The following is a 17329-nucleotide window of genomic DNA, read 5'->3' as shown; positions in this document are numbered from 1 at the left end:
AACGCGCGGCGGGGACATGGCTGGAAGGCGCAGCCGGAACGCGTGGCTGGAAGGCACGGCTTGGGGCATGGCCGGAATACACGGTCGGGACGCACGGCGGGGATGCACGGTCGGAACGCATGGTCGGGACCCTCTACGGGGATGCACGGCGTGAAACAGACGGCGGGAAGCGCGTTAGCGGGGAACAGGTAGTGGGGACGCACGGCTGGGTTTCACGGCGGGGAACAGGTAGTGAGGACGCACAAGCTGGGACGTACAAGCTGGGACGCGCGGTGGAGACAGGCGGCGGAAGCGCGTGGCGGGAGGTGGGTGGCTGGGACGCACGGTGGGAGGGTGCGCCGGAGAGGGGGCGGGGTGCGCGTGGCGGGGGGATTGGTTCGCTGAAGGGGGGCAGTGGTGGGCAAGATCGACCTGGCAGGTCAGCCCGGTGGTCCCGTTCGGAGCCTTGAGTGGGCAGGTAGATCGGGTGGTGGACTCGGTGCGGGGGGTTGGGCGTACTTAGAGGGTGGTTTTGGGGGTTAGTAGCGGAATTTGTGCTGGGCGCTGCGGCGGTTGACCCAGGCGGGGAGTTCGTCGACGTGGTCGAGGTGGGGGAGGCGTTCGACGGGGTCGTGGGCGTGGGTGACGTCTTTCATGGTGACGACGAAGCCTCTGACCAGGCGGTCTTCTCGGAGGTCTCGGTAGGTGGCCTCGACTAGGACCTGGGTCTGGTCGGCTCGTTGGAGGGCGCAGTAGACGACGCCGTCGCCGTCTTCGCGGAGTTTGCGGCGGACCTGGCTGCTGTCGTCGGGGTGGACGAGGTCGGCGAGGGTGGTGAAGGGTGGGAGGTCCTCTTCGCCGATGAGTTCGCGCAGGGCGGGGCTGGCATATCTGATGACCTGGTCGTCGTCGATGACAAGCATGATGTCGGCGGTGTTGCGGATGACGGCGCGCAGGTAGAGGTCGCTGTCGCGGCGGCCGACCGCGTCGACGAGGGAGATGCGGTCCAGGGCGAGGGCAGCTTGGCCGGCTAAGACCTCGAGGGCGTCGCGGCCTGCTGTCAGGACGTCGCGGCGGCCGGTCAGGACCAGGGCGCCGCCGTTGGGGCGGGCGACGGCCAGTGGTTCGAGCCAGAGTGGGCAGACCAGGGTGGCGTCGTCCGTGCCGGGGTCGCGGGGGCGGGTGGGGTTGAGCCACCAGCTGCGGGAACCGGCCGGGGTGGTGGGTGTCGCGGGGAGCGGGAGTTTGCGGTCGTCCGCGGCGAAGACCAGCTCGACCGGGCTCTGGGGCAGGAGCTGGGTGACGGCCGCGCGGACCGCGTCGTCGACCGCGGCTTCGTCCGCCGCTGCGACCAGGGCCGCGCTCGCCTCGCGCAGGGCTCGCTCGCGGGTGAGGGACTGGCTGCTGAGCTGGACCGAGTCGGAGAGGCGGGTGATGGTCAGCACCAGGGTGATCGCGCCGCCGACGCCGATCACGACACCGTCGGTGACGGGGCCGGTGACCGCTTCGATCAGCAGGACGATCGGCGGGGTGGCCACCGAGACGCCGAGCAGGGCCGCCCAGCTGCTCTTCCACGGCGTCGCGCGGGCCGGCATGGGGGAGCTCAGCTCGACCATCGACGGGTGCAGGGCCGCCGCGCCCCAGGACAGGTAGAGGACCATGTAGCCGATCTCGGCCCAGTGACCGGGGACCAGGCCGTACGCGATGTCGCCGCCGAGCACTCCGACCGCGCCCGTCAGCAGCAGGATCGACGACCAGTTGAACCAGGATGCCACCGCCAGGCGGATCGCGACGCCGAGCAGCAGCATGCAGCCGAGCATGTCCGCGGCGGGGAAGTCGCCGAACGGGTTGTTGTCGCCGACCGCGACGACCCAGACCACGAGCAGCGTGGAACAGGAGAACGCCAGCAGATCGATGAGGCGGGCGCGGTTCAGCAATAGTGCGCCGCCACGGGTCAGTTGTATCAGGGCGAGCGAGACGAAGACGTACATCGTCAGGTACCACGCGGTGGCCGCGTCCGGCAGGTCGAACGCGAAGAAGACGTCGCCGACGGTCATGCACGTGACCGATGCGGCGAGCAGCAACCAGGGGCCGACCCGGGCCGGTCGGTGCCGGCTTGTTCCGAGAACGATGGCGCCTACGCTCGCGGCTCCGAAGAGGATCCATTCCAAGGCGTGGAGCACGAATAACTAGTACCAGTGCGGTCGCTGTCTGTCCATGTCGATGTATACGTAGCGCTATGGATCGGGGGAGTGTTTTCTGTCAGCGAAATACTTCCGCCACGACCGTGTCATTGCCGACGCGGCGGTCACCTGTAACCGGCTGCCACTTGCCGTCCGGGGCGTTCCACTCCCGATCGGCGAAACGCACCCGCTCCAGGCCCGTGGTCTGGGCGTGTGAGACCAGCCAGTGTGCGTAGCGCCAGCCGGTGTTCGCGTCCTTGACCGCGACTTTCAGGCCCGCGTCCTGGGACGCGTCGAGGCCCCAGTCCAGCCGCAGACCCTCGGTGAGAGCGGCCGCGGCAGCCGCCCCGCGAAGCGCCGGTTCGCCACTCACCGTGCACTCGACGGCACCCGTGGCTCGTCCGGTGAGCGCTTTGGTCAGGACTTCGGACTCGTCGGCCCATTTCTCGTACGCGTTCGGGTAAGCCGACCGTTGCACCTTCTGCGCGGCATCGGTGACCCGCATCTTCTTCCAGCCCTTGACCTTCTTGAGGGCGGTGTAGAACTTGTCGGCGGCGTAGCGCGGGTCCTGGATCTGCTCCGGCGTGCCCCAGCCCTGGCTGGGCCGCTGCTGGAACAGCCCGACCGAGTCACGGTCGCCGGTGTCGAGGTTCTCCAGCTTCGACTCCTGCAGCGCGGTGGCCAGCGCGACCACGATGGCCCGCTCGGACATCTTGCGCCGCATGCCGACCGCGGAGATCGTGGCGGCGTTCGCCATCTGCACGGAGTCGAGGGTGACCTCGCCGTCGGCCTTGACGGTGCATTCCGGGCCGAGCAGCGGCAGCTTGATGGTGCCCTTGAAGGACTGCGAGACGAAGAAACCGAGTGCGACGACCAGCGCTAGAACCGCGACGATCGCGAACGTCTTGTTCTTCACCCACGCTCCTCTGTTTGATCAAGATTAGACTTTCACGTCACGGGCACCCAGTTCGCCGGTCGTTTTTCCCGGAAGGCGGCGACGCCCTCCCTGCCTTCCGCGGACTTGAAGTACGAGCCGGAGCGGGCCGCCAGCTCGGCCATGTCGGCGCGGATCGACTCCGCGGGCGGTCGGCGGAGCAGCTGTTTCGTCCCCGCCAGGGCGATCGGGCCGCCCTTCACCAGAGAGTCGCAGAACGCGGCAACCCGCCCGTCCAACTCCTCCAACGAGACGGCGGCGGTCACGAGGCCGATCTCGGCAGCTCGTACGCCGTCGAAGACGTCACCGGTCAGGTAGAGCTCGGCCGCGGCGCGCGGGGCGAGACGGGGCAGCACGGTGGCACTGATCACTGCCGGGATCACGCCGAGCCGTACCTCCGAGAACGCGAACGTGGCATCACGTGTGCACACCGCGAGGTCGGCCGCCGCGATCAGGCCGAGACCGCCCGCGCGGGCCGGCCCGGCGACCCGGGCGACCACCGGTTTCGGGAACTCCCAGATGGCGGCCAGCACGTCAGCCATGATCTCGGCGGGAACCTTGGCGTCGTCGCGGGTCTCGGCGGTCTCCTTGAGATCGGCGCCGGAGCAGAAGACCGGGCCCGTGTGCGAGATCACCACCGCGCGCACGGACGTGTCGGTCAGCGCCGCGCCGAGACCGCTGAGCAGGTCACGCATCAACGCGGAGGAGAGGGCGTTGCGGTTCGCGGGGCTGTCCAGCGTCAGGGTGGTCACCCCGGCGTCGGTGACGGAACGGACCAGAGCCATGCGAGGAACCCTAACCGGGGGCGTGCACACTTGACGGATGCCTGGAGCTTTGCCCGATGGGGAGCCTGTCCCGAGTGACGGGTCGTTGCCTGACTCCGTGCGGGTGTCCGATCAGTTCGGCGTCTATGTCCACGTGCCTTTCTGCGCCAGCCGGTGCGGGTATTGCGACTTCAATACGTATACGGCTCGGGAGCTGGGTGGGGGCGCGAGTCAGGCTGAGTACGCGTCGACGGTCCTTACAGAAGTCCGATTTGCTGGAAAAATCGTGACTCGGCAACCGGTCCAGACCGTCTTCGTCGGTGGCGGCACGCCTACGCTGCTGTCGGCAGAGGATCTTGGGCGGATTCTCGAGGGCATCGATGAGACCTGGGGAATCGCTACCGGCGCGGAGATCACCACGGAGGCCAACCCCGAGACGGTCAGCCCGGCATATCTTGAAAAATTGCGAAGTGTCGGGTTCAACCGCATCTCGCTCGGCATGCAGTCCGCCTCGGCCGGCGTCCTGAGGATCCTCGAGCGTAACCACACCCCGGGACGCGCGATCCAGGCCGCCACGGAAGCACGCGAAGCCGGGTTCGAGCACGTCAACCTGGACCTGATCTACGGGACGCCCGGGGAGACCGCTGACGACTTCGCGGCCTCGCTCGACGCGGTGATCGGGGCGGGGGTCGACCATGTGAGCGCGTACTCGCTGATTGTCGAGGACGGCACCAGGATCGCGGCCCGGATGCGGCGGGGCGAGCTGGAATACCCGAGCGACGACGTGGCCGCCGACCGCTACCTGACCGCTGACCGGGCGCTGACGGGTGCGGGCTTCGAGTGGTACGAGGTGTCGAACTGGGCCACGTCACCCGAGGCGCAGTGCAGGCACAACCGGCTGTACTGGACCGGTGGCGACTGGTGGGGGTTCGGGCCGGGGGCGCACAGCCATGTCGGCGGGGTGCGGTGGTGGAACGTCAAGCACCCTTCGGCGTACGCGCAGCGGTTGGCGGAAGGTGTCTCACCCGGCCTGGCCCGCGAGATCTTGACCCCCGATGACCGCCGGGTCGAGGAAGTGATGCTGGGGCTGCGACTGAAGGACGGCCTGCCGCTCGCCGGGCTGGACCCGGTCGGGGTGGAGAAAGCGCTGGCCAACGGCCTGCTGGAGCCTTCCGTCCCGGGGCGCGCCGTGCTCACCCTGCAGGGCCGCCTGCTGGCCGACGCGGTGGTCCGCGATCTGCTGCCGTGACACGCCGGGAGGTCGTGACACGCGCGGGCAGCAGATCGCGAATCCGCACTATTTGATGATCGAAACCGTCAGCGGGTAGTTGTACGGCTCGTTGTTGCTGGCCTTGACGCCCGCGATGACGCCGATGATCGCCGCGATCAGCGTCGCGACCGGGGCGATGATGAACCCGATGATGGCGCAGGTCGTGATCCAGCCGATCAGCGCGATGATCGACCAGAGGATCTGGAAGTTCAGCGCCTTGATCGCCTCGGCCCGGGCCACGGGCGACTTCGGGCCCTGGACGAGCAGCGCGACCAGCGGTGCGATCCAGCCGGCGCAGCCCGCGCCGAGGAACGCTCCCGCCGCGCCGCCGAAGTGGGCGACGAGGATCCAGGTCTTGTCATCGTTGGCGCTGCTCGACGGGTAGCCGCCGCCGTAAGGCTGCTGGCCGTAAGGCTGCTGCTGCCCGTAGGGCGCGCCGGAGCCGGGCGGGGTCGACCCGTAGCCCGCGTCGGAGCCGGGTGCGGGGGATCCGTAGGCCGGCGGCGGTGGGGGAGGCGGCGTGCCATGAGAGGGCGGGGGATAGTTGTACGGCTCGGTGGGATCCGAAGGATTCCCCTCACCGGGCGGGCGCGGCGGCTCAGTCATGGGCAACACGGTAGGACCGCGGGTCGACCGTGGCGAGGGCAACACCCAGGTGGGGTCGGAGAATAGACACTCGGCTAAGCAGAGGTCGACCTACCGGTCGATCATCGCGCGCATCGCGACGGCGACGTAGACTGGCACTCCGGGAAGTCGAGTGCCAGGACCGATAGAGGGGGAGGGGTCATGAGTCTTGATGACCGCAAGCTCGAGGTTCTGCGCGCCATCGTCGAGGATTACGTCGCGACGCAGGAGCCCGTGGGCAGCAAGTCCCTCGTCGAGCGCCACCAGCTGGGGGTTTCCCCGGCCACGGTGCGCAACGACATGGCCGTGCTGGAGGAAGAGGGCTACATCCGGCAGCCGCACACCAGCGCCGGCCGGGTGCCCACCGACGCCGGCTACCGGCTCTTCGTCGACCGGCTCTCCCGGGTCAAGGCACTGAGCCCGGCCGAGCGGCGCGCGATCGAGCGCTTCCTGGCCGGCGCCGTCGACCTGGATGATGTGGTGCACCGCACAGTGCGGCTGCTCGCCCAGCTGACCCGCCAGGTCGCCGTCGTGCAATATCCCAGCCTGTCGCGCTCCGCGGTGCGTCATCTGGAGCTGGTACCGATCTCCAGCACCCGGATGATGCTCGTGATGATCGCGGACACCGGCCGGGTCGAGCAGCGTCTCGTCGAGCTGCCCGGTCCGACCAGCAACGACGACGTGCTCGACATGCGCCGTCAGGTCAACACCAAGCTCAGCGGGCAGAAGATGGCCGACACGCCGCCGCTCGTGCAGGCGCTGGTGGACGAATGTCCGCAGGAGAAACGCAATACCATGGCCTGCCTGGCGTCCGTGCTGCTCGAGACCCTGGTCGAGCGCAGTGACGAACGTCTCGCCCTAGCCGGCACGGCCAACCTGACCCGCGGCGGTGTCCTGGACTTCCAGGGCTCCCTGCGGCCGGTGCTGGAAGCGCTGGAAGAGGAGGTCATCCTCCTCAAACTGATCGGTGAAGTGGAGCCGAGCACCACGCGCGTCCGCATCGGCGACGAGAACGAGATCGACAACTTGCGGGCGGCCTCGGTCGTCAGCTCGGGTTACGGACCGGGTACGACAATCGTTGGTGGCCTCGGCGTGCTGGGGCCGACCCGGATGGATTACCCCGGCACCATCGCTACGGTGCGTGCAGTGGCACGCTACGTTGGCGATTTGCTGGCACAGAACTGACGCACAAGCGACGACGCTCTCCAGCGCGTAGCGCGGGGCAGACATGAGGACTCGAAACCCAGTGGCCAAGGACTACTACGGAATTCTCGGCGTCAGCCGGGAAGCCACCGACGACGAGATCAAGCGCGCCTATCGCAAGCTGGCCCGTCAGTACCACCCGGATGTGAATCCGGACCCCGAGGCGCACGAGAAGTTCAAGGACATCAACGCCGCCTACGAGGTCCTCTCCGACGACCAGAAGCGCCAGATGGTCGACCTCGGTGGTGACCCCCTCGCGCCCGGTGGCGGAGGCGGTGGCCCGGGCGGTCCCGGCGGCGCAGGCCCGTTCGTCGGCTTCCAGGACATCATGGACGCGTTCTTCGGCACGGCCGCCGGCGGCGGCTCCCGAGGCCCGCGCCCCCGCACCCGTCCCGGCGCCGACGCGATCCTGCGCCTGGAGCTGGACCTGGTCGAGACGGCGTTCGGCGTCGAAGCCCCCATCACGGTCGACACGGCGGTGCTCTGCACCCAGTGCTCCGGAGCGGGCACGGCCCCCGGCACCCACCTCGCCACGTGCGAGACCTGCGCGGGCCGCGGCGAGGTCCAGTCGGTGCAACGCACCTTCCTGGGCCAGGTCGTCTCGTCCCGCCCCTGCCAGACCTGCCAGGGTCACGGCACCGTCATCCCGCACCCCTGCCCCACCTGCGCCGGCGACGGCCGCATCCGCACCCGCCGCTCACTCACGGTCAAGATCCCCGCGGGCGTCGAGGACGGCATGCGCATCCGCCTCGCCCAGCAGGGCGAGGTTGGCCCCGGCGGCGGCACGGCAGGCGACCTCTACGTCGAGATCCACGAACGCCCCCATGACGTCTACTCCCGCAAGGGCGACGACCTGCACTGCCGGGTCACCCTCCCGATGACGGCCGCCGCCCTCGGCACCAGACTCACGATCAAAACCCTCGACTCGGAAGAGAACATCGAGGTCAAAGCCGGCACCCAGCCCGCCTCCACGTTGCGCGTCCGCGGCAAGGGCGTCCCCCACCTGCGCGGCCAGGGCCGAGGTGAGCTCTTCGTCCACCTCGACGTCAAAACGCCCACCAAGCTCACCCCCGATCAGGAACGCATGCTCCGCGACTTCGCCAAGACCCGGGGCGAGGACATCGCCGAGCTCAGCAAGCAGGGCGGCTTCTTCTCCCGCATGCGGGACGCCTTCAACGGGCACTGATTTTTCCGGCTCCGCTTTTTGGAGCTTCAGACGCGGCAAGTCCTTTCAGGCACGGCAGCAGATCAAGGTCAAGATCTTGCTGTCGTGCCTGATTGCATGGTGCTGACCGCAGTTCCCACCGAGGCCGGCGTCGATCAGCCAGGCGCCTGGCGGCGCCGGAACGGCCGCTCGCCACCTTCATTCTGCGCGAGTGGTCTCGCCTCGCTCCGCATCGTGCGCGGATCTTTCGGTCGTGATCGGCGTCGCGTACCGTCTCCATTCCCGGGGAGCATCGCGGAGTGTGCACGGAGGTGCCGGTGGAGTGCCGGTGGAAATCATTGATGGCCCGCGGGTTGTCGCCGCGCCACTCCGGCATTGCGTCGGGATTCGGGTGGTTACGCCGTTCCGGGGGATGTTCGCCGTACGGGACCAGCTCATGGCGGAGCTCTACTCGTGGGCGGACGAGCGCGCCGTTGCGTACGGTCACACGTTCTTCCGGCTCCATGTCGTGGACATGGACGGCCCGATGGACGTCGAGGTCGGCGTCATCACCGACCGCGACGTGCCGGTCCGGGACGACGACCGGGTCCGCGCCGGAGTGTTGCCGGCCGGCCGCTACGCAACATTGACGTACATCAACCACGGCCGCCGCGCGAACGGCATGTTGCGCGACTGGGCCCACGACCAGGGCCTCACCCTGGACCGCACGGTCAGCCCCGCCGGCGAACGTTTCGCCTGCCGCTACGAGGCCTACCTCACCGATCCCCGCACCGAACCCAGGAAAACCCGTTGGCACACCGAACTGGCCATCCGCTTGACCGATGAATCCCCGGAGGCCTCATCCATCGATTGACTTGAGATGCACACTTGTCGAGTGCATACTAGCTTCATGTCTAGAAGTCATGGTTCTAGCTTGGCTCAGCTCGAGCGACCAGATGTTCCGCCGGACGTTACGAACGATGCGGCAGGTCCCGGCGATGACGACACTAGTATTTACGTCATGGGCGCTGAGGCAGTCGGCAACTACTTTCCTGCCACCGTCACGCTCGACGACCTGACGGTGATGAATACCGCGGACCGGTATGGCCACCGTTATGAGTTGAGCCCTGAGGGAGTGCTGACCGTCATGCCGCCGCCTGGTTCGAGGCACGCTGCCATCGCCCAGCGGCTGTCCTTCTGGTTCGGATTTGCCGGCTGGCCAGCGGACCATGTTCTCCAAGGTCTCGGGATTCTGGTCTCGGGACCGGACGGCGACGGGGGACGTATCCCGGATGTGACGTTGTGGGCGCAGCCGTTGCCGGATGGTGTCTGGTTCACCCTCGACGACCTGCTTCTGGTGGTGGAGATCGTCTCACCCAGTTCCGCAACAATGGACGGGGTTACCAAGCTTCAGGAGTATGCCGCGACCGGGATTTCTCGGTATTGGATCGTCGATCAGGACGACGCACGGACTGTCTCCATGTACGAGCTCGGCGCTGACAAAACGTATGAGCTGGCGGCGGAGGTGCCGCTCGCCGATTTGCTGGAGGCTGCGCCGGGGGATTACGGCCTGGGCTGGGATGCTCGCTGACCTTGGGAGTGGGGTGACCAGGTAGCGTTCGGGGCGTGTCCGCGCCGCTGTTTCTTGTCGACGATCTGCCCACTTCCTCCCGGTACACGCTGGCGGGTAAGGAAGGGCATCACGCTGCTGATGTTCAGCGGTTGAAGGCCGGGGAGGCCGTGCTGCTCTCCGACGGTCGTGGGGGGCTCGCCCGGGCCGAGGTCGCGGGCGTGGGGCGGGGCAGCGTCGACATGCTGGTCAGCGAGCGGTCGTTTGTCGCCGCCGGGGATCCGCGGCTGGTTGTCGTGCAGGGGATCGCCAAGGGTGACCGGGGTGAGCTCGCCGTGCAGGCCATGACCGAGATCGGGGTCGACGAGATCGTTCCGTGGGCCGCGTCGCGTTCCGTGGCGCAGTGGCGTGGCGACCGCGGGGTGCGGGCCCGCGAGAAGTGGATCGCCACCGCGCGCGAGGCCGCCAAGCAGGCGCGCCGTTCTTGGCTTCCGGTTGTCTCCGGGGACCCGGACACCTCCACGAAGAAGGTCGCTGCCCGACTGGAGAGGGCGGCCGCCGCGTTCGTGCTGCATGAGGAGGCGAGTGACCGGCTGACCGTCGCGAAGCTGCCCGAGGCCGGGGAGATCGTGCTGGTCGTCGGGCCCGAGGGCGGGATCAGCGACCAGGAACTGGGCTCGTTCGTGGCGGCCGGCGCGCATCCGGTCAAGCTCGGTGATTCTGTGCTGCGAACGTCGACGGCGGGAATGGCAGCTCTGGCCGTACTCTCCGCTCGCCTTGACCGGTGGTGACGGCAGCCCGGACCGGTCGATCCCCGGTGGGGCGTCCCGGGTGCTGACGAATAGGGAAGGCTAGCCTAAGCTTCGGCGCATGGTCCTGACGCGTACGGCGGCGCCTGCGCGTCCGCAGCCGGCGGCCGGGCTGGCGAAGACCCAGGCGCGGCGGGGTGTCGGGTTGCTGCTCTGCCTGGTGCTGCTCGGTGTGGTCTGTCTGCTCAGCATTGCGCTCGGTACGCGCAACATCTCGCCGCATACCGTCTGGGACGCGTTCTTTCATTACGCGGACACCGATGACCAGTCGATCGTTCGGGAACTGCGGGTGCCGCGGACGATCCTGGGGCTGCTCGCGGGGGTTGCGTTCGGGCTGTCCGGCGCTGTCATCCAGGCGGTCACCCGTAACCCGCTCGCGGACACCCAGGTGCTCGGCATCAACGCCGGCGCTGCGCTCTTCGTGGTCGTCGCCGTCGGTCTGCTCGGGCTGACCAACCTGCACCAGTACATGTGGTTCGGGTTCGCCGGTGTCGCGTTCGCGCTCACCATGGTCTATCTGCTGGGCTCGGCGGGACGGGCCGGCGCCACACCCGTACGCCTCACTCTTGCCGGTATCGCCCTCGGTGCCGTGATGGACGGGATCTCCAGCGGTATCCGGCTGATCCGGCCGCGGGCCTTCGACTACCTGCGGTTCTGGGACGTGGGATCGCTCGCGGGGCGGCCGGCCGATGTGGCGTTGACGATCGCGCCGTTCGTGCTCGCGGGGGTGTTGCTCGCACTCCTCGTTGCGCGGTCGTTGAACGCGGTGGCGCTCGGTGACGATCTGGCGCGCACGCTGGGTGCGAGCGTCGGGCGTACCCGGATCCTGGCAACTGTCTCGGTGATGTTGCTGACCGGGGCCGCGACCGCCGCGGTCGGGCCGATCGGTTTTGTCGGGCTGATGGTGCCGCATGTGGTCCGGTGGATCGTCGGCCCGGACCAGCGGTGGATCTTCGTCTACACCATGGTGCTCGGGCCGGTGCTGCTGCTGGTCTCCGACATCGTCGGCCGGCTCGTGGTGCGGCCCGGCGAACTCCGCGTCGGGGTGGTCACCGCGTTCGTGGGCGCGCCCGTCCTGATCTGGTGGATCCGCCGCTCGCGGGTGAGCGGCCTGTGACCCCGGACCGGACCGAGCGGGTTGATTTCGGGCGGCGGGTTCTGGTTCTGCGGGGGCCGGGCGTTTCCGCGCGGATCAGTCTCAAGCCGTTGCTGGTCACCGTGGTGCTCATGCTGCTGGCTCTTGCGGTGGGTGTGCTTGCGCTGGGTACGGGTGAGTTCACGCTCAGCCCGGCGCAGGTCATCGAGGCGTTGGCAGGCGAGGGTACGCGTGCCGCGCGGCTCGTCGTGGTCGAGTGGCGGCTGCCGCGGGTGCTGCTGGCGTTGATGATCGGTGCCGCGCTGGGGCTGTCCGGGGCGATCTTCCAGGCGTTGACGCGGAACCCGCTGGGGAGCCCGGACATCATCGGGTTCAACACCGGCGCGTACACGGGTGTGCTGGTGGCGACGGTTTTCGTCGGGAACGGTTACTACCTGCTGGCCGGGGGCGCGCTGGCCGGCGGGCTGGCCACGGCGGTCGTCGTGTATCTGCTGGCGTTCAAGCGTGGGGTGCAAGGCTTCCGGCTGATCATCGTGGGCATCGCGATCGGTGCCATGCTCGCGTCGGCGAACCAGTGGTTCATCATCAGGATGAATGTGCAGGCCGCGTACTCCGCCGCGTTGTGGGAACAGGGCAGCCTCAACGGGCTCGGCTGGGCACAGGTCACGCCGGCCGCGGTCATTCTGGCGGTGCTCGCCGGCGTGCTTCTCGCGTACGGTCCCCGGCTTGCTCTGCTGGAGATGGGTGAGGATGCGGCGGCCGCTCTGGGCGTACGTGTGGAACGGGTCCGGCTTGTGTATCTGATCGTCGGTGTTGCCTTGATCGCGGTGGCGACGGCGACGGCCGGACCGATCTCGTTCGTCGCCCTCGCCGCGCCGCAGCTCGCCCAGCGGCTCACCCGTACACCCGGGATCGCTCTTGTTCCGTCCGCGGCCATGGGCGCGTTTCTGCTCATGCTCAGTGACTGGCTCGCTCAGCGTGCCTTCGCGCCGACCCAGTTACCGGTCGGTGTGGTGACCGTGTCGGTCGGTGGCGTCTACTTCGTCTGGCTGCTGGTGCGCCAGGCTCGTCGATAAGGGATCACAGCCATGAGCCTCGCCGCCCGCGACATCACCATCGGATACGACAAGAAGACGATCAGCGAGCATCTGTCGCTGGAGATCCCGGCCGGTAGGTTCACCGCGATCATCGGCCCGAACGCGTGCGGCAAGTCCACGTTGCTGCGGGCGTTGTCGCGGCTCATCAAACCTGTTACCGGTGAAGTGCTGTTGGACGGTAAGGACATTCACGGTCGCCCGGCGAAGGAGGTCGCGCGCCGGCTCGGGTTGCTGCCGCAGTCGTCGATCGCGCCGGACGGCATCTCGGTGGCCGAGCTGGTCGCCCGTGGCCGGTTCCCGCACCAGAAGCTGATCCGGCAGTGGTCGGCCGCGGACGAGGCCGCCGTGGTCGGTGCCATGGCCGCGACCGGGGTGACCGAACTCTCGGGGGAACTGGTCGACACCCTTTCCGGCGGTCAGCGCCAGCGGGTGTGGGTCGCCATGGTGCTGGCCCAGCAGACGCCGATCGTGCTGCTCGACGAGCCGACGACGTTCCTGGACATCGCGCACCAGATCGAGCTGCTGGAGCTTTGCGTACGGCTGAACCGGGACCAGGACACCACGATGGTCGCCGTGCTGCACGACCTGAACCAGGCGGCCCGGTACGCGGACCACCTGGTCGTGATGAAATCCGGCGAGATCGTCGCCCAGGGTGACCCGCGTGAAGTGATGACCGCCGATCTGGTCGAGCGGGTTTTCGGGCTCGGCTGCCGGATCATCGACGATCCCGAGACGCACACCCCGATGGTGATTCCACGCTCTAGCTTAGGTTAGCCTTACCTGGTAAATCGGTGTCGATGCAAGGAGCCTCTGTGTCCAGCAACCCGTTCGATGACGAGAACGGCACGTTCCACGTCCTCGTGAACGACGAGGAGCAGCACTCGCTCTGGCCGGCGTTCAAGGAGGTCCCGTCCGGCTGGCGCAGTGTGTTCGGCCCGTCCTCGCGCCAGGAGGCCCTGGACTATGTGGACCGCACCTGGACGGACCTGCGGCCGAAGAGCCTTCGCGACAGCATGTCCCCCCAGTGAATCGTTCCGGTTCAGGGAGTCGTTCCGGTTCGCGGATCCTGCGGCGGGTCATCTCCCGCAACGGCAAGCGTCTCTGGACCGGGACCGCGCTGATCGGCGTACACCAGGCCTGTGAGGCTTCGATCCCGATCCTGATCGGTGTCACGGTCGACAGTGCGGTCGGTCCCGGCGACGGTATGTCGCTGATTCTCTGGGTGAGCGTGCTGGCTCTGCTCTTCGTCGTGCTGAACCTCGCGTACCGGTTCGGGTCGCGGCAGCTGATGAAGGCGATCGCCGAGGAAGCCCATGTCCTGCGGGTCGAGGTCGCCGCGAAGATCCTGCACCCGCGCGGGGCGCAAACCGGGTTCCGCACCGGTGATCTGCTGACCGTCTCCACGACCGACGCCGACGAGACGTCATACCTGCTCGACTATGTGCCACGCATCGCCGGCTCGATCGTCGCCACGATCATCAGCGCCGTCACGCTGCTGTGGATCAGCGTGCCGCTCGGCCTGACAGTGCTGGTCGCCACGCCGATCGTGCTGGTTGTGCTGCAGATCAGCGCACCGCTCATCACGAAGCGGGTCGCGGACCAGCAGGCTCAGGCCGGCCGGGCGACGTCTCTCGCCACCGACCTGGTCACCGGGCTGCGGCCGTTGCGCGGTATCGGCGCCCAGGACGCTGCCGCCGACCGGTACCGCGCGGTCAGCCGCCGATCGCTGGCGGCGACCCTGCGCGCCTCCCGCACCCAGGGCACCTACCAGGCCGCCTCCACGACCCTGAGTACATTGCTGGCCTGCGGCATCGCGGTCATGGCCGGCTGGTTCGCGCTCACCGGTCGGATCACCGTGGGCCAGTTCATCACCGTGATCGGGTCCGCGCAGTTCCTGATGGAGCCGTTCGGCCTGCTGGCCATCGTGCCGAGCTGGGTCGCCGAGGCCCGCGCCTCCGCCGACCGGGTCGCCCAGGTCACCGATGCCGGGATGGTCCTGCCCGAGGGCGTGGCCGACCCCAGCGAGGAACGCTGCGAACTCAGGCTCACCGGGGTCCGTCACGGTCCGCTCGAAGGTCTGGACCTGCATGTACGCCCTGGCGAGCTCGTCGGCGTGGTAGCCAACCGCCCCGCCGACGCCGAAGCCCTCGTGAAACTGCTCGCCGTCCCCACCGGGTTCGAGGGCACGGTGCTGCTCGCCGGCGTTCCGCTGGAGGACATCGAGCGGTCCCGCGCCCGCCGGCTGCTGCTCGTGGAACCGCACAACACCGACCTCTTCACCGGCACCATCGGGACCAACGTGGCGCTGTCCGACGACCAGCCCGCGCTTTTGTCTGATGCGCTGGCTGCGGCCGCTGCGGATGATGTGCTTTCGCTTTCCGCGGATGGGCTGGACGCTCCCGTCGCCGAACGCGGCGCCAGCCTCTCCGGCGGGCAACGCCAGCGACTCGCCCTGGCCCGCGCACTGCACGCCCGCCCACCGGTGCTGGTGCTGCACGACCCCACCACCGCCGTCGACGCGGTCACCGAACACGCCATCGCGCAGGGCATCCGCGCACTGCGCCACGGCCCGGACTCCGGCTTCGCCACGATCGTGATCACCAGCAGCCCGGCACTGCTCGCCGTCACCGACCGCGTGGTCGTGCTCGGCGAGGGTGTGGTCACGACCGAGGGTTCGCACGCCGAACTGGGAACCGACGACGCCGACTACCGCCGGATGGTGCTGCGATGACCCTCCCCATTGCATCGTCCGAAGAGAGCCGCGCGTGGCTCCGGGCCGAACTGCGGACCCGCAAGGCAGAGGTCAGTTACACACTGGCCGCCGGCGTCGTCGCGGCCATCGCGACGATCATTCCCGTGTACGTGCTCGGCCGCCTCGTCGACCAGGTCCGCGACGGTGCCGGTGCCTCCGCCATCATCCCGATCTCCGTGGTCATCGTCGTGTCCGCGCTGATCGGGGGCGCCGCGACGGGACTGTCGACGTACCTGGTCGGGCGGCTCGGCTCCCGGATGCTCGCCGACCTGCGCGAAAGCACTGTCGCGACCGCGCTGCGCCTGCCCGCGCTGGTCCTGGACCGGGCCGGCCGCGGTGACCTGCTCTCCCGGGTCGGCGCGGACATCGCCGCCATCGGCAAGGCCGTCTCCGAGGTGCTGCCGCAGGTGATCTCGGCAGTGCTGCTCGGCCTCCTCAGCCTCGTGGCGATGGCCGGCATCGACTGGCGGCTCGGCCTCGCCGGCGCCGTCGCGGTGCCGTTCTACGTGTTCGCCCTGCGCTGGTACCTGCCGAAGGCCGCCCCGCGGTACGCCCAGGAGCGCGCGGCCGTCGCCGAACGGTCCCAGCTGCTGGTGGAGAGCATGCAGGGGTTACGGACGGTGCACGCGTACCGGCTCGAGGACCGGCACCAGGCCGAGATCGGCACGGCTTCCGCGAAGGCCCGCGACATCTCGGTGAACGTCTTCATCCTCTTCACCCGCTTCGGTGCCCGGATCAACCGCGCCGAGTTCTTCGGCCTGGCAGTGATCCTCGTAACCGGCTTCTGGCTGGTCCGCAACGGCTCCGTGACGGTCGGCGAGACCTCGGCGGCGGCACTGCTGTTCCACCGCCTCTTCAACCCGGTCGCCATGCTCATGTTCACCTTCGACGACGTGCAGGCCGCGGGCGCGAGCCTCGGCCGCCTGGTCGGAGTCGTACGCATGGACGTGCCCGCTGTGCCGTCCGGTGACCGGCCCGCCGGTTCGGCCCTCACCCTCGACAAGGTCAGCTTCAGCTACGACGGCGTCACCCCGGTCCTGCACGAGGTGTCACTGCGGGTCGAGCCGGGCGAGCGGGTCGCGCTGGTCGGTTCGACCGGGGCGGGCAAAACAACAGCTGCGTCGATCGCCGCCGGCATCCTGCGACCTTCACAAGGCTGCGCGTACGTCGACGGCGTCCCGGTCCCGGACCTGCCCCCTCGAACCGTGGCGATCGTCAGCCAGGAGACACACGTCTTCGCCGGGCCGCTCATCGAGGATCTGCGTCTGGCCCGGCCGGGTGCGACCACGGAGGACGCGCTGGCCGCGCTGTCCCGGGTCGGGGCTCTGACCTGGGCGCAAGCGCTACCTGAGGGGTTGGACACGCTCGTCGGTGACGGTGAGCACGAATTGACCGCGGCGCAGGCTCAGCAACTTGGCCTTGCCCGGTTGGTGCTGCTTGATCCGGCCGTCGCGGTGCTTGACGAGGCTACGGCTGAGGCTGGTAGTGCCGGTGCGCGGGATCTTGAGGACTCCGCTGCTGCTGCTCTTGAGGGGCGTACGGCGCTGGTGGTTGCGCATCGGCTTACCCAGGCTGCCGCCGCTGACCGGGTGATCGTGATGGAGCACGGGTCGATTGTGGAATCAGGGCCGCATGAGGAGCTGGTTGCTGCCGGTGGGCGGTATGCCGGGTTGTGGGCTGCCTGGTCGGCGCGGACCCCGGCTTCTGCCTCTGCCTCTGCTTCTGCGTCGCCGGGTTCGGCGTCGGGGTCTGGTTCGCCGGGGTCTTCGGCCGGCGACTGAGTGACTTTGGCGGGTGGTCCGGGCTGTGTCTGGCTCGGGCCGCTTTCGCCTGCGCGCGTTACGCCACTTCGATCGGCATCCGGGGTCTGGCCGTCTGGCACTCGGTCTGGCCGGCAGTTGAGC

16 protein-coding genes are annotated in these 17329 nt (G+C 68.6%); 12 read left to right on the top strand and 4 right to left on the bottom strand.

What is annotated here, in order from left to right:
• Positions 1-518: 518 nt before the first annotated feature.
• From Ahu01nite_RS37165 to Ahu01nite_RS37155, 3 genes are all read right to left on the bottom strand, one after another.
• On the bottom strand, positions 519-2162 hold the full coding sequence (locus Ahu01nite_RS37165; RefSeq protein ID WP_203841407.1) for a PAS domain S-box protein: 1644 nt from the start codon (positions 2160-2162) through the stop codon (positions 519-521).
• Positions 2163-2241: 79 nt separating this feature from the next.
• Positions 2242-3078 carry a hypothetical protein gene (locus tag Ahu01nite_RS37160; protein WP_239159447.1) on the bottom strand — a complete coding sequence of 279 codons (837 nt, stop codon included), beginning with the start codon at positions 3076-3078 and terminating at the stop codon, positions 2242-2244.
• A gap of 32 nt (positions 3079-3110) precedes the next feature.
• On the bottom strand, positions 3111-3881 hold the full coding sequence (locus Ahu01nite_RS37155; protein ID WP_203841406.1) for an enoyl-CoA hydratase-related protein: 771 nt from the start codon (positions 3879-3881) through the stop codon (positions 3111-3113).
• 37 nt (positions 3882-3918) lie between these two features.
• Between Ahu01nite_RS37155 and hemW the strand changes: the two genes are divergently transcribed.
• Positions 3919-5109, top strand: coding sequence for a radical SAM family heme chaperone HemW (gene hemW, locus Ahu01nite_RS37150; RefSeq protein ID WP_203841405.1), 1191 nt, complete (start codon positions 3919-3921; stop codon positions 5107-5109).
• Positions 5110-5157: 48 nt separating this feature from the next.
• Here the strand turns inward: hemW and Ahu01nite_RS37145 are convergent, their stop codons facing one another.
• Positions 5158-5736 (bottom strand): DUF4870 domain-containing protein, encoded by a 579-nt coding sequence (locus Ahu01nite_RS37145; protein WP_203841404.1) that lies wholly within the window; start codon positions 5734-5736, stop codon positions 5158-5160.
• Between the two features lie 180 nt (positions 5737-5916).
• On the opposite strand from Ahu01nite_RS37145, the gene hrcA reads away from it, so the two are divergent.
• The 11 genes from hrcA (at position 5917) to Ahu01nite_RS37090 (ending at position 17206) form a co-directional block, all read left to right on the top strand.
• Complete coding sequence (gene hrcA, locus Ahu01nite_RS37140) at positions 5917-6939, top strand: heat-inducible transcriptional repressor HrcA (protein WP_203841403.1); 1023 nt, start codon at positions 5917-5919, stop codon at positions 6937-6939.
• 61 nt (positions 6940-7000) lie between these two features.
• Positions 7001-8143 (top strand): molecular chaperone DnaJ, encoded by a 1143-nt coding sequence (gene dnaJ / locus Ahu01nite_RS37135; RefSeq protein ID WP_203841456.1) that lies wholly within the window; start codon positions 7001-7003, stop codon positions 8141-8143.
• 307 nt (positions 8144-8450) lie between these two features.
• Positions 8451-8975, top strand: a complete 525-nt coding sequence (locus tag Ahu01nite_RS37130) for a GyrI-like domain-containing protein (RefSeq protein WP_203841402.1) — start codon at positions 8451-8453, stop codon at positions 8973-8975.
• 60 nt (positions 8976-9035) lie between these two features.
• Positions 9036-9692 (top strand): Uma2 family endonuclease, encoded by a 657-nt coding sequence (locus Ahu01nite_RS37125; protein ID WP_239159446.1) that lies wholly within the window; start codon positions 9036-9038, stop codon positions 9690-9692.
• A gap of 35 nt (positions 9693-9727) precedes the next feature.
• On the top strand, positions 9728-10462 hold the full coding sequence (locus tag Ahu01nite_RS37120) for a 16S rRNA (uracil(1498)-N(3))-methyltransferase (RefSeq protein WP_203841401.1): 735 nt from the start codon (positions 9728-9730) through the stop codon (positions 10460-10462).
• 79 nt (positions 10463-10541) lie between these two features.
• Complete coding sequence (locus Ahu01nite_RS37115; protein WP_203841400.1) at positions 10542-11597, top strand: FecCD family ABC transporter permease; 1056 nt, start codon at positions 10542-10544, stop codon at positions 11595-11597.
• Positions 11594-12652: a FecCD family ABC transporter permease gene (locus Ahu01nite_RS37110; RefSeq protein WP_203841399.1), complete on the top strand. Its 1059-nt coding sequence runs from the start codon at positions 11594-11596 to the stop codon at positions 12650-12652. The genes Ahu01nite_RS37115 and Ahu01nite_RS37110 overlap by 4 nt, the downstream gene beginning before the upstream one ends.
• Positions 12653-12664: 12 nt before the next feature.
• Positions 12665-13447, top strand: a complete 783-nt coding sequence (locus Ahu01nite_RS37105) for an ABC transporter ATP-binding protein (RefSeq protein ID WP_203841398.1) — start codon at positions 12665-12667, stop codon at positions 13445-13447.
• Positions 13448-13485: 38 nt separating this feature from the next.
• Positions 13486-13701, top strand: a complete 216-nt coding sequence (locus Ahu01nite_RS37100; protein WP_203841397.1) for an MbtH family protein — start codon at positions 13486-13488, stop codon at positions 13699-13701.
• Positions 13698-15404, top strand: coding sequence for an ABC transporter ATP-binding protein (locus Ahu01nite_RS37095; RefSeq protein WP_239159445.1), 1707 nt, complete (start codon positions 13698-13700; stop codon positions 15402-15404). The genes Ahu01nite_RS37100 and Ahu01nite_RS37095 overlap by 4 nt, the downstream gene beginning before the upstream one ends.
• Positions 15401-17206: an ABC transporter ATP-binding protein gene (locus tag Ahu01nite_RS37090; RefSeq protein WP_203841396.1), complete on the top strand. Its 1806-nt coding sequence runs from the start codon at positions 15401-15403 to the stop codon at positions 17204-17206. The genes Ahu01nite_RS37095 and Ahu01nite_RS37090 overlap by 4 nt, the downstream gene beginning before the upstream one ends.
• The last annotated feature ends 123 nt before the right edge of the window (positions 17207-17329 follow it).

Origin of the sequence: Winogradskya humida, assembly GCF_016862215.1 — a bacterium.
Lineage (GTDB): Bacteria > Actinomycetota > Actinomycetes > Mycobacteriales > Micromonosporaceae > Actinoplanes > Actinoplanes humidus.
Note: the sequence above shows the minus strand (reverse complement) of the source record. Positions and strands in the feature narration are given on the sequence as shown.

What these genes read in the sequence shown, in the direction of transcription:
- Ahu01nite_RS37155 (WP_203841406.1), bottom strand. Translation starts at nt 3,881, where the DNA reads ATGGCTCTGGTCCGTTCCGTCACCGACGCCGGGGTGACCACCCTGACG.
- hemW (WP_203841405.1), top strand. Translation starts at nt 3,919, where the DNA reads ATGCCTGGAGCTTTGCCCGATGGGGAGCCTGTCCCGAGTGACGGGTCG.
- Ahu01nite_RS37145 (WP_203841404.1), bottom strand. Translation starts at nt 5,736, where the DNA reads ATGACTGAGCCGCCGCGCCCGCCCGGTGAGGGGAATCCTTCGGATCCC.
- hrcA (WP_203841403.1), top strand. Translation starts at nt 5,917, where the DNA reads ATGAGTCTTGATGACCGCAAGCTCGAGGTTCTGCGCGCCATCGTCGAG.
- Ahu01nite_RS37115 (WP_203841400.1), top strand. Translation starts at nt 10,542, where the DNA reads ATGGTCCTGACGCGTACGGCGGCGCCTGCGCGTCCGCAGCCGGCGGCC.
- Ahu01nite_RS37105 (WP_203841398.1), top strand. Translation starts at nt 12,665, where the DNA reads ATGAGCCTCGCCGCCCGCGACATCACCATCGGATACGACAAGAAGACG.
- Ahu01nite_RS37090 (WP_203841396.1), top strand. Translation starts at nt 15,401, where the DNA reads ATGACCCTCCCCATTGCATCGTCCGAAGAGAGCCGCGCGTGGCTCCGG.